At 66.2% G+C, this 15159-nt stretch carries 10 protein-coding genes; 3 read left to right on the forward strand and 7 right to left on the reverse strand.

The window, feature by feature from the left end; translation table 11 throughout:
* Window positions 1-436: 436 nt before the first annotated feature.
* Window positions 437-3946, reverse strand: a complete 3510-nt coding sequence (locus tag Q8R75_RS05905; RefSeq protein WP_305626384.1) for a DNA methyltransferase — start codon at window positions 3944-3946, stop codon at window positions 437-439.
* 314 nt (window positions 3947-4260) lie between these two features.
* On the opposite strand from Q8R75_RS05905, the gene Q8R75_RS05910 reads away from it, so the two are divergent.
* The 3 genes from Q8R75_RS05910 to Q8R75_RS05920 all read left to right on the forward strand — a co-directional run bounded on the left by Q8R75_RS05910 (window position 4261) and on the right by Q8R75_RS05920 (window position 8231).
* Entirely contained in the window at window positions 4261-4980 is a 720-nt protein-coding gene (locus Q8R75_RS05910; RefSeq protein ID WP_305614417.1) for a class I SAM-dependent methyltransferase, read from the forward strand.
* Window positions 4981-5053: 73 nt separating this feature from the next.
* The gene (locus Q8R75_RS05915) at window positions 5054-5434 is read left to right on the forward strand and encodes a DUF423 domain-containing protein (protein ID WP_305614416.1); all 381 of its coding nucleotides are present in this window, start codon (window positions 5054-5056) and stop codon (window positions 5432-5434) included.
* A gap of 220 nt (window positions 5435-5654) precedes the next feature.
* Window positions 5655-8231 (forward strand): ATP-binding protein, encoded by a 2577-nt coding sequence (locus tag Q8R75_RS05920; protein WP_305614415.1) that lies wholly within the window; start codon window positions 5655-5657, stop codon window positions 8229-8231.
* A gap of 389 nt (window positions 8232-8620) precedes the next feature.
* Here Q8R75_RS05920 and Q8R75_RS05925 read toward each other — a convergent pair whose 3' ends face one another.
* The 6 genes from Q8R75_RS05925 to Q8R75_RS05950 all read right to left on the reverse strand — a co-directional run bounded on the left by Q8R75_RS05925 (window position 8621) and on the right by Q8R75_RS05950 (window position 14858).
* Entirely contained in the window at window positions 8621-9019 is a 399-nt protein-coding gene (locus tag Q8R75_RS05925) for a type II toxin-antitoxin system VapC family toxin (protein WP_305612670.1), read from the reverse strand.
* Window positions 9016-9261, reverse strand: coding sequence for a hypothetical protein (locus Q8R75_RS05930; protein WP_305612672.1), 246 nt, complete (start codon window positions 9259-9261; stop codon window positions 9016-9018). Before Q8R75_RS05930 ends, Q8R75_RS05925 begins: the two co-directional genes overlap by 4 nt.
* A gap of 282 nt (window positions 9262-9543) precedes the next feature.
* Window positions 9544-9759 carry a DUF2283 domain-containing protein gene (locus tag Q8R75_RS05935; RefSeq protein ID WP_305663542.1) on the reverse strand — a complete coding sequence of 72 codons (216 nt, stop codon included), beginning with the start codon at window positions 9757-9759 and terminating at the stop codon, window positions 9544-9546.
* Between the two features lie 1184 nt (window positions 9760-10943).
* A complete protein-coding gene (locus tag Q8R75_RS05940; protein ID WP_305626446.1) occupies window positions 10944-13325 on the reverse strand; it encodes an alpha/beta hydrolase fold domain-containing protein in 2382 nt (793 codons plus the stop codon).
* 454 nt (window positions 13326-13779) lie between these two features.
* Complete coding sequence (locus Q8R75_RS05945; RefSeq protein WP_305614414.1) at window positions 13780-14169, reverse strand: TraR/DksA family transcriptional regulator; 390 nt, start codon at window positions 14167-14169, stop codon at window positions 13780-13782.
* Between the two features lie 59 nt (window positions 14170-14228).
* Complete coding sequence (locus tag Q8R75_RS05950) at window positions 14229-14858, reverse strand: hypothetical protein (RefSeq protein ID WP_305614413.1); 630 nt, start codon at window positions 14856-14858, stop codon at window positions 14229-14231.
* Between the last annotated feature and the right edge of the window lie 301 nt (window positions 14859-15159).

The following is a 15159-nucleotide window of genomic DNA, read 5'->3' on the forward strand; positions in this document are numbered from 1 at the left end:
TCGACTACCCGATCGGCCCGGTTGCGGATGCGCTCCGCCATCCGTTGAGGGAGCCTTGGCGTCGTTCGCCATTCAATCGTGCTGCGCGTGAAAACCGGGTGTATTCGCCGCAGCTGTTGACCTACGCGGTCCACACGGCCGCGCGGCACATCCGTGCATGGAGCGGCGGTGGCAAGGTAAACGGGCTTGCCGTGTCGCTCGGTTGCGAATATCTGGCTCGGGCTGCGTCCAGTCGGGCGGGCATCGCGCCCGGTGCCCCTATATATATATGCAGACCGGGTCGAGATGGGAAGGGCGCATTCCGACTCAGGCGCCGACTCATGAACCCCGCTCATGAACCTCGCTCATGAACCTCGCACAGGCATCGAATCTCGAAACACAGCGTCCCGCTCACCGGGTTGCCTTGTGGACACCCGCCATGACAACCGGCGCGGGCTCAGATGCTACGCCAGCGCCGGTCGTCGCAGCGGGCGCGGCCAAGCGCGGCGAGGGTGTCGAGCAACTGTGGCAGGCGCTTCTTCCACGGACCCTTGCCGGTGAAGCGACCGGCCAGCGCGTCGAGGTCGAGCGGCGCGGCGCTGGCAGCGAGCACGCCGGCCACGGCGGCGATCTGCTGCGGCAGTTCGGCCGGCCAGGGCTGGCGGGCGACCGGTACAGGCGGGGCGGCGGGCGCATCGGTGTCGGCACCTTCGATTTCGGTCTGCACAGGGCTTGCGCTGCCGGCCGCCTGGAAGTCGGGGCGCAGCCAGCGCACCTGCCCCTGCGCCTCTTCGGCGGCGCGCGCGGCGTTCAGCGCCACCAGGCGTTCCAGCAGTTCGGCCTCGGCCTGCGCCAGCGCTTCAGGCTTGTCGATCAGCGGGGTGAGCGCGCCGGGCGCGCCGACCAGAGCGGGGGCGAGATCGCTCCAGCCGTAGGCGTCGAACACGGCGGCGTCGAGCTCGCGGTGCAACTGGTCAAGCACGGCGACCAGACCGTGCTGGTGCAGCGCTTTTTCCTTTGCGTTCAACGGCTCGTCGCGACGCAGCTTTTCCAGCACGTTGTACATGCCGGTCAGCGTCACGTCGGCGTGCGCCGCCTGCTGGCGCTTGCGGTGCGCGTCGATCTGCTCGGCCAGCGCACCGATGCGCAGGCGCAGGCCGGATGACATGTCCGGGAAGGGGAAGGGTTCGAAGCAGCGGGTCTTGTTGTAGCGCGGATCATTGCCGACGCCGAGCCGGCTGCCGGCAGCGAGCGCCCACGCGGTATGCGCGCGGCTGGACAGCACGCCGAGCGCCGTGGCGTCGTCGAGCGCGATGCACACCAGCATGTTGTCGGGCGCCACGCTGGCGTCCAGGAACTGGAAGGCGCGATGCTTCGCGGTTTCGACGGTGGCGATGTAGCGGGGCAAGCCGGCAAGCATCGGGCGCAGGTCGCGCCGCGGTTCGCCGAAGATCCACCAGTTGTCGCGGTAGGTGGCGCGATTGTTTTGGTCGCGCTCCGGCTTCACCCGTTCGAGCAGCCACTGATAGACGGCCGGAAAGTGCGCGCGCAGCTCATCTGCGGATAGGCCGAAGGCGTCGATGATGAGCACGCCGCGCGGCCGGTCGGTCAGGTCGCGGCCGTTGCGATAGGGCTTGATGAGGGCATTCAGTTCGGTGGCGCTGTTGAGGACGAGTGAGGCCGCCTGATCTTGAGTGACGATGAAGCCGGCACCATGCAACTTGAAACCCGGCGATGACAGACCACCGTTGGCCCTCATCGCGCGGGCAGCGCCGAGATCGGCACCAATGGTCAGGTCGGCATGGAGCACTCCGGTTTTGTCGGCCAGCGACACCGCCACCTCATCGTCCCCGGTCGGCGCTTCGGCCACGACGGTCAGCAGTCGTCCGCTGCCCGCGCCCGCGCTGCCCACCGTCATGGCAATCCGCACGGCTGCGCCATTGGCGTTGTCCACCCACGGGTGGTCGGGAATGGCGAACGCGAGCGACAGTGGCGGCGCGGCTTTCAACTGGGCGTCGACGACGCGGCGGTTGAAGGTCTGCTTCAGGCTGTTGGTGGTGATGAAGCCGAAACGCTGGAGCGCCCCGGCGCGCGTGAGGTCGGCGGCGTGGTGCCACCAGAACATGACGAAATCGGCCGAGTCGGGCACGTCGTGCCACACGCGGCGCAGCGCGTCGACGTAGCCGTCGCCGAGTGCAGCGCGCATCGGCCCGGCGCCGATGAAGGGCGGGTTGCCGACCACGTAGTCGGCGGTCGGCCAGTCGGCACGGCGCGGGTTGACGTAGCGCTCGAGCGGCACGCGGGCGCTGTCGTCGGGCACCGGCTCGCCGGTGGCGGGGTGCGGCTTGAAGGTGTGGCCGTCCCAGCGAGTGAGTGGAATGCCGGCCGGGTCGGTCGCGAATTCGATGCGGTCGCAGGCGAGCACGGCGTCGCGGCATTCGATGTTGCGGAAGTCGCGCAGCACCGGCTGCGGCGGCAGACCGGCGCCGCGGGTGCGGAAGTGCCACTGCAGATAGCCGATCCACAACACCAGTTCGGCAATGGCGGCCGCGCGCGGGTTGATTTCCAGTCCGAGAAACTGGTGCGGGTCGACGCTCAGACCTTCGGTTTCCAGCGCCATCGAAGCGCCCAGTTCGCCCGCCTGGTTCAGCACTTCGCCTTCGAGCCGCTTCAGGTGTTCCAGCGTGACGTACAGAAAATTGCCGCTGCCGCAGGCCGGGTCAAGTACGCGGATGTTGCACAGCTGGTGGTGGAAGCGGCTGATCTCGCCGCGTGCGGCGTCGACCTTGCCTTCGCGCGCCAGCGTGAGCGCGGCCGCCTGCACATTGGCCCACTGCGTGCGCAGCGGTTCGATGACGGTGGGCAGCACGAGGCGTTCGACATAGCTGCGCGGCGTGTAGTGGGCGCCGAGCGCATGGCGTTCGTCCGGGTCGAGCGCGCGTTCGAGCAGGGTGCCGAAGATGGCCGGCTCGACCTGCCGCCAATCGGCGCGCGCGGCTTCGCGCAGCAGCACGATCTGTTCGCGCTTGAGCGGCAGCACCTCGGGTTGCTTGAACAGCTTGCCGTTGAAACGCGGCAGCGTGTCGCGCAGCACGGCGGAAAAACCGCCGACATCCATTTCTCGCCACAGCGCGGCGAGCAGCGGCACGAACTGCTGCGTGTTCCGAGACAGGTCGTCGAGCAGGGTACTGAAGCTGCGCGCCGGCAACAGGCCCACGTCTTCGGCGAACATCGAAAACAGGCAGCGGGTGAGAAAGCCGGCGACCGCTTCGGCGTCGTGGCCATCGGCTTCAAGCGATTTGGCGACGCTGGCCAGCCGCACCGCGACATCGCGCGTTACCTTGCCGGAAATGCGCGCCGGGTCGAGCGCTGCCGGATCGAGCCACACGGCACGCAGGCGGGCGCGGATATCGGGCTTCGCGAGGTCGTCGAGCCGGATGCGGTGGCTGCGCGGGTCGGGGTAGGGCGTGTAGGTGGCGCCGCTGCGTGAGAACTCGGCATACAACTCGATCACGCGACCGACGTCGACCACCACGACGAAGGGCGGCCGGCCCTCGGCCACCGGCAGTGCTCGGGCGTAGCGTTCGGCCTGGGTGCGGGCGCGCAGCAGTGCGTCGTCGAAGCCGCGGGTGTGGGCGCCGGCCTGCAGGCGCTTGGCTTCCAGCACGAAGGCACCGCGCCGGTAGCAGTCGATGCGGCCCTCCGAGGTACTGCCGTCTCCATGGCTGAACACGACGCGGCGCTCGAACACATAGGCGTTGTCCAGCGTGTCCGCGCGCGACGGTTCGGGCAGCGGCAGCGCCAGCAGCTCGCACAGTTCGCGCGTGAAAGTCTGCGCGTTGGCGAGTTCGGTGCCGTCTGCATCGCGCCAGCGGGCGATGAACGCGTCAACCGAGGCAGGGGTGATGTCGGACTCGGGAAAAAACTCGGAGGTCATCGTCATGGTTGAGGTGATGGCGGCGAGCATGGGGCGCTGCTCGCAGATGCAGCGCTTGGTTCAGGGCGGATTATGCCTTGTGCACATCGAGGGCCGGAGCGGGGTGTGCGAAGTGATGGTTTTCGTAGGAGCCGTTCCTCGGTCGGCCCTGCATGGCCGGCCGGCTCTGCGGGCGATTCCGGTCTCCGAATAGGCAGCCATGCGCGAACGACCATCACAGAATCAATCGCGGCGAGGCCGCCGCTCCCACAGTCGTAGCTCGGACAGCGCGCATACGCCCTCGCATCGAACTTCTGCCGCGGTTTTCACTCCGCAGAACGCGTTCATCCATCGGTGCGATTGCCATGATCCGTCTGCCTGCCCTTGTGTTCATCTGCACGCTGCTGATCGGCGCCACGGTGTCGCCCGTCGCGGCGCAATCCGATCGCTATGTCGAACGTGCGCCAAGCCGTGACGGCATCGGCAAGGTCTACATGGGGCGCGAGATTTCGGCGGTGATGGGCTGGCAGGGCGCGGGCTGGCTGGAGCGCAGCGAGCGGGCGCAGGAAGAGCGCACTGATCTTCTGCTGACGGCGCTGGCGCTGAAGCCGGGCATGATCGTGGCGGACATCGGCGCCGGTACCGGCTACCTGTCGCGTCGCTTGGCCGGGCTGGTGGCGCCCGGCGGCAAGGTGCTGGCGGTGGACGTGCAGCCGCAGATGATCGAGGTGCTCGATCGGCTGGTCAGACGCGACGGGCTGAAGAACATCGAACCGTGGCTGGGCAGCGAAACCGACGTGAATCTGCCACCGCAGTCGGTCGATCTGGCGGTGATGGTCGATGTCTATCACGAGCTGAGCTACCCGTACGAGGTGCTGGCCAGCGTGCTGCGGGCGCTCAGGCCGGGCGGCGAGGTGGTGTTCGTCGAGTACAAGGCGGAAGACCCGGCGGTGCCGATCAAGCCACTGCACAAGATGAGCGAGGCGCAGATCCGGCGCGAGGCGTCGGTCCACGCGCTGGAATGGGTGCGCACTGAAACCGGTCTGCCGTGGCAGCATGTGGTGGTGTTCCGCAAGACGCGATGAGCGGTTTCACCTGCGCCCTCCCAGAAAAGCGCTTTTTTTCACCTGCCCTGCATATATGTATACGCAATCCGACATGAATCCCGTCGCGCGGCGCCTGCTGACGCTGGCCTCGCTGGCCGGCGCACTCGCCGTCATGACCGGCGCCTTCGGCGCACATGCGCTGAAGGCCAGGCTGACGCCCGATCTGCTGGCCGTCTGGCAGACCGCCGTGCAGTACCACTTCTGGCATGCGCTGGCGCTCGGCCTGATCGGCGTGCTGGCGCTGCATCGGCCGGACAGCCGCGCGCTGCGCACCGCCGGCTGGTTGATGCTGCTGGGGCTGCTGTTGTTCAGCGGCAGCCTGTACGCGCTCGCACTCACCGGCCTGCGCGGCCTCGGCGCGGTAACGCCGCTGGGCGGGCTCGCATTCATCGGCGGCTGGCTGGCGCTTGCATGGGCCGTGTGGCGGCGCTGAATCTGTCGGGACGTCTGCGGAGCAACCGCGGGCGGTACGCTGCTGCGGATGGGCCCTGCGGCCGATGTGCCAATCTATGCACAAGGGCGTATTCTTCGCGCCGGTGACAACTTCCCGGTTCTGGTGTGGTGCGGCGTATCGTTTTTTTTGTGCCCGGCTTTCAGCGCAGTGTTTTCATCGGCTGGCCGATCCCCGCCGTTTGCCATCGAAAGGTTGAAGGGTGACCGGCATCGCGCTCAGTCCCGGAGCGTCGTCCCGGGCGCTGCGCCTCTGGCTGATCGGCGCACTGGTCGTGTTCAATGTACTGGTGCTTGTATTGTCCGCGCACTCGGTACTGCAAAGTCGCAGGCAGCACGAACTTGAAGCGGAAACGCTGACCCAGAACGTCGCGATTGCGCTCGACCAGACGCTGACGAACAGCATCGGCAAGATTGAGTTCGCGCTGCGCGTTGTGGCTGACGAGCTCGAGCGCGAACTGAGCCACGGCATCATCGACGCTCGGCGGATGAACGAAATGCTCGAGCGCCATTCCGGTCGCCTGCCAGAGCTGGATGCGTTCCGCGTGGCTGACGCTGACGGCGTGGTCATTCTGGGCAGGGGTGTCAGCGATGGCGTGCGCGCGAGCTGGGCTGACCGCGACTATTTCGCGCACCACCGCGAACAGGCCGATGACGCGATACGGGTGACGAAACCGATCGTCGGCCGCGTTGCACAAAAATACATTGTGGCTTTCACGCTGCGCTACAACTACCCGGACGGTCGCTTCGCGGGTGTGATTGCAGCCCCCATTACAGTCGATCATTTCGCTCAGGTGATGAGCCGCTATGACCTCGGCCCTCACGGCTCGCTGATCCTGCGTGACGCCGAGCTTGGCCTGATCGCCCGCCATCCGCCCATTCCGGACACGCCGGCCGGCCGGATCGGAAACCGTGGTGTCTCGCCGGAAATGATGAAGCTCTACAGCGAGGGGACGCGCGTCGAGACGTACTACACGCCGGTCGGCGCCGACGGTTACGAACGCATTGCGTCCTTGCGGCGCATGGAAAGCGTGCCGATGGTGGTGGTGGCCGCCACCGCGAGCGACGATTATCTGGCGTCCTGGGAAAGCGAAAAATGGGTGGCTTTCGGGTTTGCGGGCGGTTTTGCGCTGCTGTCGGCGCTGCTCGGCGGCAGCCTGCTGCGCCAGATCGGCGCTGCGGAACGCAGCAGCCGGGCGCTCGCCGAGCGGAAGGCGCAACTGCAGACCCTGATCGAAGTGGTGCCCGATTCGATCCGCTTCAAGGATGCCAGCGGCCGCTGGCTGATGGCCAACAGCGTCTGCCTGAAAAGTTTCGGTCTTGAGGGCGATGACTGGCAGGGGCACACCGATGCGGAACTGCTTGTCCGGCACCCGGCGCTGGCCAACCGGCTGGCAGAGCTCCGTGCTTACGAGGACGCGGCGTGGGCTGCCGGTGGACCGTCCCGCACCGAAGAACACGGCGCCGACGCTGACGGCCAGCCGACCTGGCACGAGGTGATCCGCGTACCTCTGTTTGACGACGCACGGCAACGGCGCGCCATGGTCGAGGTGGGGCGCGACATCAGCGAACGCAAGCGCAGCGAAATCGAGCTGCAGCAGCATCGCCGCAACCTGGAAGATCTGGTCGCGCAACGCACCGCCGAGTTGATCGACACCGAGGCACGCGCCACGCACATCGTGCAGTCGAGCGCGGCCGGCCTGTTCGGCGTGGATACACACGGCACCATCACCTTCGTCAACCCGGCTGCCTGCAGCATGCTGGGCTACCCGGCCGGGAAGTTGATCGGTACCTCGGGCCATGAGCTGTTCCACCACAGCCGACCCGACGGCTCGCCGTACCCGCTGGAAGAATGCCCGAGTCACAGCGCGCTGGCGTCGGGCCGCAAACTGCGCGTAGACGACGAGGTGTACTGGCACGCCGATGGCCACGCCATTCCGGTCATGTACGAGGTGCACCCCATCGCGCAGCGCGGTGACATCACCGGCGCCGTCATCAGCTTCGTGGACATGAGCGCGCAATACGCCGCGGCGCGGGCCGGCGAGCGCGCATTGGCAGCGGCCGAGCAACTGGCGCGCATGCGCAGCGAATTCCTCGCCAACATGAGCCATGAAATCCGCACGCCACTCAATGGTGTGCTCGGCTTTGCCGAAATCGGCCTGCGCAACCATCGCAACAGCGACAAGGCGCGCGAGGCATTCGAAAAGATCCAGACATCGGGCATCCGGCTGCTCGGTGTCATCGAAGATGTGCTCGACTTTTCGAAGATCGAAGCCGGCAAGCTGGTGATGGAACAGGCGTCGGTCGAACTGCCGGAAGTCATCGAACACGCGGTCGATCTGGTGCAGGTGCTGGCGCAGGCAAAGGGGCTTGAGCTGCGGATCGAACGCGCGGCCGACCTGCCCGACACCTGCCTCGGTGACCCGATGCGCATCGGACAGGTGCTGTTCAATCTGCTGTCGAATGCGGTCAAGTACACCGAGCACGGCAGCGTCCAGCTGTCGGCGTCGTTGCACGATGGACAACTGTCATTCGTCGTGACCGATACCGGCATCGGCATGAGCGCGTCGCAACTCGATCAGCTGTTCAATCCATTCCAGCAGGGTGACGGCTCGACCACCCGACGTTTCGGCGGCAGTGGGCTGGGGCTCGCGATCTGCAAACGCATGGCCGAGCTGATGCGCGGCCACATCGCCGTGCGCAGCGCGCCTGACATCGGTACCACGGCCGAGTTCAGGTTGCCGTATCTGCCGGTCATCCGCGCACCGGCGGATCGTTGATTTTTTACCTGTAGACCGGGATCGCCTGCGGGGGCGGAGCGGGGGTTTCGGCGAGCATTGCTCGCCGCCCGCAGAGCCGGTCGGCCATGCAGGGCCGACCGTGGGACGGCTCCTACGAGAAACAGCGACAATCTTGCCGTTCGTAGGAGCGGACCCCGTCCGCGATGCGCGCGTCGAGCAAGCGATGTCGCGTGTCCGAAGACCGCATCGCCTGCGGGGGCGGAGCTCCCACAGCCCTGCGCTTGAGGCCTTGCCGCGGTCTTTGGGTGTCAAACGACATCAGAAACTGCCCCCCCTGGCGACATCAGGAATTGATCCCCGGTTGTTGATCAATCGGTTTGGGTTGCGGTGTTCGCGATGGCCTGCCATGTGGATGCGTGAATCGGGGTTTATGGCGAAGGTGCGATCAACAAACCGTTGAGTTCCGCATAGCTGGCAAATGCGTGGTCAAGTGAAATGAGGGGCAGACGTCGTTTCAGCGCGGTCGCGATGATGATGCGATCGGCCGGATCACGATGATGGTCTGGTAGTTGCGCCGCTTGCAGTGCAATCTGCTCGTCGATCTCCAGGCACTGAACGTCGGCACGGCGCAAGCCGCTGTCCATCCAGTCCCGGATCGGAAGCGCCAGTTTCAGGCGTCCGCGTTTGACGAGGTAAGCGACCTCCCAGCAACTGATGGCTGAAACGGCAACTGCGTCGGCTTCTTCGATCTGCGTAACGATCAGCGCCGGCAGAGGGTCTCCAGCCGTCAGCCACCGCACCCAGATATGTGTATCGAGCAGGATCAACGCGTTGCATCCCACTCGCCTGCCGGCACAGCAGGCGCGATCAGGTCATCGAGCAGTATCGTGCCAGCCAGCTCTGGCGGCGGAGTGCGGCGCTTTGCGGGGCCTTTGGGACTGACCGACGAGTCGGCCACGTCTTCGAGGGGTAGCACGATGACTTCTACACGGGTGGCCGAAAAGGTGTCAGGAAGCCGAACAGTGACCGTGTGACCGACGACTTCTGCAAGTTTGCGCACTGCTTCCATGAGGGGGCTCCTGTTCTCTGCAAGTGATGCAAGGATTATTCGAAGTGATCGCAGGCCTTGAACCCAGCCAGTTTGGCCGGCCCTGCATGGCCAACCGGCTCCGTGGGCGGCGAGCAGCGCTCGCCGAACCCCCCGCTCCGCCCTCGCCGCGATACGGACTTTGCACTTCGATGGTCGCAGCACCGATCGCGACGGGGACGCCGCTCCCAAAATCCCTGGGCTTTCGGCCTTGCCGTAGTCTGTGGTGGGGCCGTCGCTCCCAAAGGAAAAGCGCATCGAAATTCAGGCTGCTTCAAGCTGATTGAATGGAAGGCGACTTACCAACAGTCGAGTGATGTCTGCATGCTGGCTGGCATGTTGTACATCGATTCCGACGATGCCACCCGCCGCGTCAAAGTCGAGTACCACGTCTTGAGCGACCTCGTTGCTATCGGCGCTCGGTCGATCCACCAGATGAATATAGAGCGAATCGGTCTGCGGATCGTAGGACAGTCTCATCGCTTGAATCTCCTGCCTGGAAAGGCGTTATGCAGGGTGACGCCGTCGGGCAATGTTACAACCCGAAGGTACTTGCCGAGTTCTTCAATATAGAGCCAATGACGAATCCGGCCATCGGGCTGAGTCTCTTTCGACAAAGGGCTCCGTATCGCACTCAGGCACCATTCGACACGGATGTAGGGACGCTTGACGAGGACTTCATTCTGAATAGCGTGACATCGCTGCCGGTTGATCGCTCATTTTTGTTTGGGTCCCTGACGAGAATCCTGCCTCGGCTGCGCCAGCGCCTTGCGTATGCAGGCGGTGTTCGGCCGTCACGAAGCGTTGGTGCAGTGTTCACCGGCGTCTTCCAACAGTGCCATTTCAATTCTCATGGAGCAGACGCAGTTCTCGGCGCCGACGCGTCGTACCTCGCCTGCGTACCTTACACATATCGCGCTGAAGCGCAGGAGTGATGTTTTCTCAGGGTCGTTCCACAGTTGTCCTTACATGACCATACGTGGCCAGACCCCTGCGAAAACCGTGAGGGTGCCGCCGTTCACAGGAGCGGACCCTGTCCGCGATGCGCGCGTTGAGCAAGCGATGTCGCGTGTCCGAAGACCGCATCGCCTGCGGGGGCAGGCTCCTACGAAAAACAGCGACGGTGTTGCCGTTCGTAGGAGCGGACCCTGTCCGCGATACGTACGTTGCTCATGCACCATCACGTTTTCAAAGACTGGAATCGCCTGCGGGGCAGGCTCCTACGAGAAACAGCGACGGTGTTGCCCTTCGTAGGAGCGGACCCTGTCCGCGATGCGTACGTCGAGCAAGCGATGTCGCGTGTCCGAAGACCGCATCGCCTGCGGGGGCAGGCTCCTACGAGAAACAGCGACGGTGTTGCCGTTCGTAGGAGCGGACCCTGTCCGCGATGCGCGCGTTGAGCAAGCGATGTCGCGTGTCCGAAGACCGCATCGCCTGCAGGGGCGGAGCGGGGGTTTCGGCGAGCACTGCTCGCCGCCCGCGAAGCCGGCTGGCCATGCAGGGCCAGCCGTGGAACGGAGCGGGGGTTTCGGCGAGCACTGCTCGCCGCCCGCGGAGCCGGTCGGCCATGCAGGGCCGACCGTGGGACGGCTCCTACGAAAACCCTGCCGAGCTGTGAGACACCGCTCCGAGGAGGTGTTTCGCTGAACGGAACCCGCATCCACTCACGCCAGCGTGTAATCCGCCAGATCCGGTTTCTTCACGGCCTTCACGTATTCGCGGGTGAAGCCGGGGAAGATGGCGATGACGCGGCCGTTTTCCATGCGGTACCAGCTGCGGCACTGGCTCCAGACCGAGGTGCCGAGGCGCTGCTGCAGGTCGCGGTTCCAGGCGTCGGCGACTTCGGGGCGCACGTCGATCCAGCGCCGGCCGCCGGTGCGCACGGCCTGCATGCAGGTGATGGCGTGCTGCACTTCGGGTTCTATATAGAGCAGCGTCGAGGTGTGACCGGTGGCGGTGTTGGGGCCGAGCATCAGGAACATATTGGGAAAGCCGGCCACGGTGATGCCCTGGTAGGCGGCCGGGCCGTCGGACCAGGCCTCGGCCAGCGTGCGGCCGGCGCGACCGGTGACGCGCAGCGACGACAGCAGTTGCACGGCGTCGAAGCCGGTGGCGCACACCAGGGTGTCGATCTCGCGCTCGCGACCGTCGGCCGTGACCACGCCGGTGGGGGTGATGCGGGTGATGGCGTCGGTCACCAGTTCGACATTGGGCCGGCACAGCGCGGGGTAGAAATCATTGGAATAGATGATGCGCTTGCAGCCCAGCGGATACGGCGGCGTGAGCCGCTCGCGCAGTGCGGCGTCGGGCACCTGCTTTTTGCGGTGGCGCGCGGCGGTCATCAGCATCGATTTGCGCGCGAGCGTGCCTTCGTCGAAGCCGCGCCGGCCCAGTTCGAGCGCCTGTACCCAGGCGGCGCGCACGAAGGCGGCATAGGGCGGGAGGTGGGCGAGTGCCCGGTCGAGCACGGTGTAGCGGCGGTCGAGCCGCGGCATGACCCAGTTGGCGGTGCGCTGGAACACGTGCAGTTGCCCGGCTTCGGCGGCGACCGGCGGCACCAGTTGCGACGCGGTCGAGCCGGTACCGATGACGGCGACGCGCTTGCCGGCCATGGCGTAGCCGTGGTCCCAGCGGGCGGAATGCAGCGTCTTGCCGCGGAAATCGGCCAGCCCGGGGATGTCGGGCCAGCGCAGCTGGCTCAGCGGGCCGGTACTGCACACGAAAAAGCGCGCGCTCAGCGCGTCGCCACGCTCGGTGGCGAACTGCCAGCGGCCGCTCGATTCGTCGAAGCGGGCTTCGGTGAGCCGGGTGCCGAGCCGCATGTGGCCGATCAGGCCGTGCTTTTCGGCCACCCTCTGCATGTAGGCCTGAATTTCGGGCGCCGAGGCGAAGCGGCGCGACCAGCCGGGGTTGGGCGCGAACGAGAACGAATAGGCCGGCGCGGGCACATCGACATGCGCACCGGGATAGGTGTTGTCCCACCAGGTGCCGCCGAGCCCCGCCTGCTTTTCGAGGATGATGAAATCGTGGATGCCGGCGCGCTTGAGCTGCACGGCCATGCACAGGCCTGACATTCCGGCGCCGAGGATGACCACCTCGTGCCGCGTGGTGACAGGCGGCGTGGCGTGCGCGAGCGACGCGTGCGCGAAGCGCGCGATACGGGCGATGGCTGCGTCGGCGCTGGCCAGCGCGCCGCCATGCATCTGGAACACATGCCAGCGCCGCTCGGTGATGTCGCACTCGACCTCGACACCGGCAGCGTCGAGTGCGTCGTGCAGCGCCACTGCCTGGTCGTGCAGCAGCTCGTCGGTGCCGGCCTGGATCAGTGTCGGCGGCAGGCTGCGCAGATCGGTGTGCAGTGGCGAGGCAAGGGGCGATTCGGGCGGCGCATCTCCGAGGTAGTGCGCGGCGCAGGCTGAAGCCCAGTCGGTGCTGAGCATGGCTTCGCCGGCGGGAATCGTGTCGGGCATGCCGGCGGGTGTCATGTCCACCCAGGGCGACAGCAGCACGAGTGCGGCCGGGCGCGGCGCGTCGGCGTCGCGCAACGCGAGCGCAGCCGCCAGTGCCAGACCGCCGCCGGCCGAATCGCCCGCGATGACAACCGGACCCTGCTCGTTCAGCGCGCAGAAAGCCGCCACGGCGTCATCGATGGCGGCCGGAAAGCGGTGCTCGGGCGCGAGCCGGTATTCGAGCGAAAACACCGGCAGGCCGCTGGCCAGCGCGATGCGCGACGTCAGCGCCCGATGCCCATGCGCCGAGCCCACGCAGTAGGCACCGCCGTGCAGATAAAGGATGACGCCCGGGCGCACCGGCGGCGTTTCGTGCCGGCGCAGCCACTCGCCCGCCACCCCGCCGACCGTGGCCGGCTCGATCGACACCCCGGCCGGCACCAGCGTGGTTCGGGCGAGCCGCGCCAGCCAGCGCCGCTGCGCCTCGATCGACCAGCGCGGTGAAAACGCAGGCTTGAGCACCAGCTTCAGCGAGCCGCGAATGAGAAAGGCCGACAGTGCCTCGATGAAGCCCCGGGGTGAGTACGTCTTCCTCATGCAACACGCTCCGCCTCAGTTCGGTTGGTTCCGTGCATTCACGGCACCGCGCACCCTACCTCACCCAGGCCGATCAGCGAACATGCAGTGCACCAGCCGCAGGGTTGCGACACGACAGCCCGCCCGTCCGCCACAAGGCTTGCCCTTCGCAGGAGCGGACCCCGTGCGCGATGCGCACGTTGCTCATGCACCGTCACGTGTTCGAAGACCGCATCGCCTGCAGGGCAGGCTCCTACGAAAAACTGCGACGGTGTTGCCGTTCGTAGGAGCGGACCCTGTCCGCGATACGTGCGTGAATCACACGACATCGCTTGATCGGAGACCGCATCGCCTGCAGGGGCGGAGCGGGGGTTTCGGCGAGCATTGCTCGCCACCCGTGGAGCCGGTCGGCCATGCAGGGCCAGCGCTGGATTGCCGCCCCGACGAAGACCCTTCTCTCGAGCGCCGGGGAACTTCAGAGGCTGGCAGCGGGTTTGTGGCCCCGTTCGCGTTGCGCTTCGCAGGCGACGCAGTACCGGGCATGCGGCGCGACTTCGAGCCGTTTGGCCGGGATGTCTTCGCCACACTCGCCGCAGATGCCGTAACGGCCTTCGGCGATTCTCTGCAGTGCGGCGTCGATGTCGGCGAGGCGCACGATGTCTTCTTCGACCCGCTGCATATCGATCTCGCGATCCGACGCGCGTTGCGGCGCGTCGTCACCATCCTGCAGCAGCACTTCGCGGGCATGCTCGGCGCGCGTGAGGCCGCCGAGATATGCGCTGCGACGCGCGCTCAGCTCGTCGTGTTCCTGACGCAGGGTGTGTTCGAGGCGCTGCCGCTGTGCTGCGGTCAGGGACGGGGTCATGACGATTTCCTCCGCGGGCCGGTGGCGGCCCTTTGTGTTGGTTCGGGTGACAAGCCGCTTCAGCCGCCCAGCGGGCGGGCGAGCAGCGAACGGTCGGGCGCAAACGCGAAGCGGTCGAACAGCGCATAGACCGGCGTGTTGCCGTCGCGCGAACACGAAAAGATGACCTTTGCGATGTTGGCGGTGGTCGACGAATACAGCACAGTCTGCCACGAGCCCCACCCCGTCACGCCGTGAAGCAACGGGTACTCGGCACGTCCGAGCAGCTTTCCTGCAGCGTCATAGGCCTCGATGAAGGGTTTGGCGGTCGGCGGGGTCATGCCTTCGGGCGCTTCCATCGGCTTGGCGTCGATCGATACCCAGCGCTGCGGCTTGGCAAACACGGCCTCGATGCCGCCCTGACGCGCGTCGAACATGCAGAGTTGGGGCGGCGCCACCACTGAAATGCCGTTCGGTGCCGATTCCATGCCCCAGGCCGAGCGCGCGTAGGCGTGCCAGCGCTTCGCCGGGCTGGTGGTGATGGACGCGAAAGTCACCCCTTTCGCGGTGTACTGGGTATCGACCACGGTGCCCTCGGGCACATCGTCGAACAGGATCACGGTCGCCTTGGCGAACTCCAGCGGCGGGCGCACCTGCGGTTGGGTGGGGCGATGAAGTCCCGGCGTGATGAGATCGGTGATCTTCGGCATGACATATCTCCATGTGAGACGAAAGCGGGTGCCTTCGACACTTCAAGCATGGATGCCGGGTGCGAATCTGCCTTGCGTTTGATCAATGCCGCTGCGTTCATCGACCGGACCACGCCATCAACGACATTTGCATAGGTAGAATCGCGGGGCATGCTCAATTGGCAGCGCTTGCAGCGATGTCAGACATGAAGCTGACGTCGTTCAGGCGTTGCGCGATTCTCGCTTCGGTTTTTCGGAGCGGGCTCGATGTACGGCTTCAAGCGTTTTCTTCCATGAACACCGGATCGATGGCGAACGCCTC

It is taken from the genome of Methyloversatilis sp. (assembly GCF_030696805.1).
Taxonomy (GTDB): Bacteria; Pseudomonadota; Gammaproteobacteria; order Burkholderiales; family Rhodocyclaceae; genus Methyloversatilis.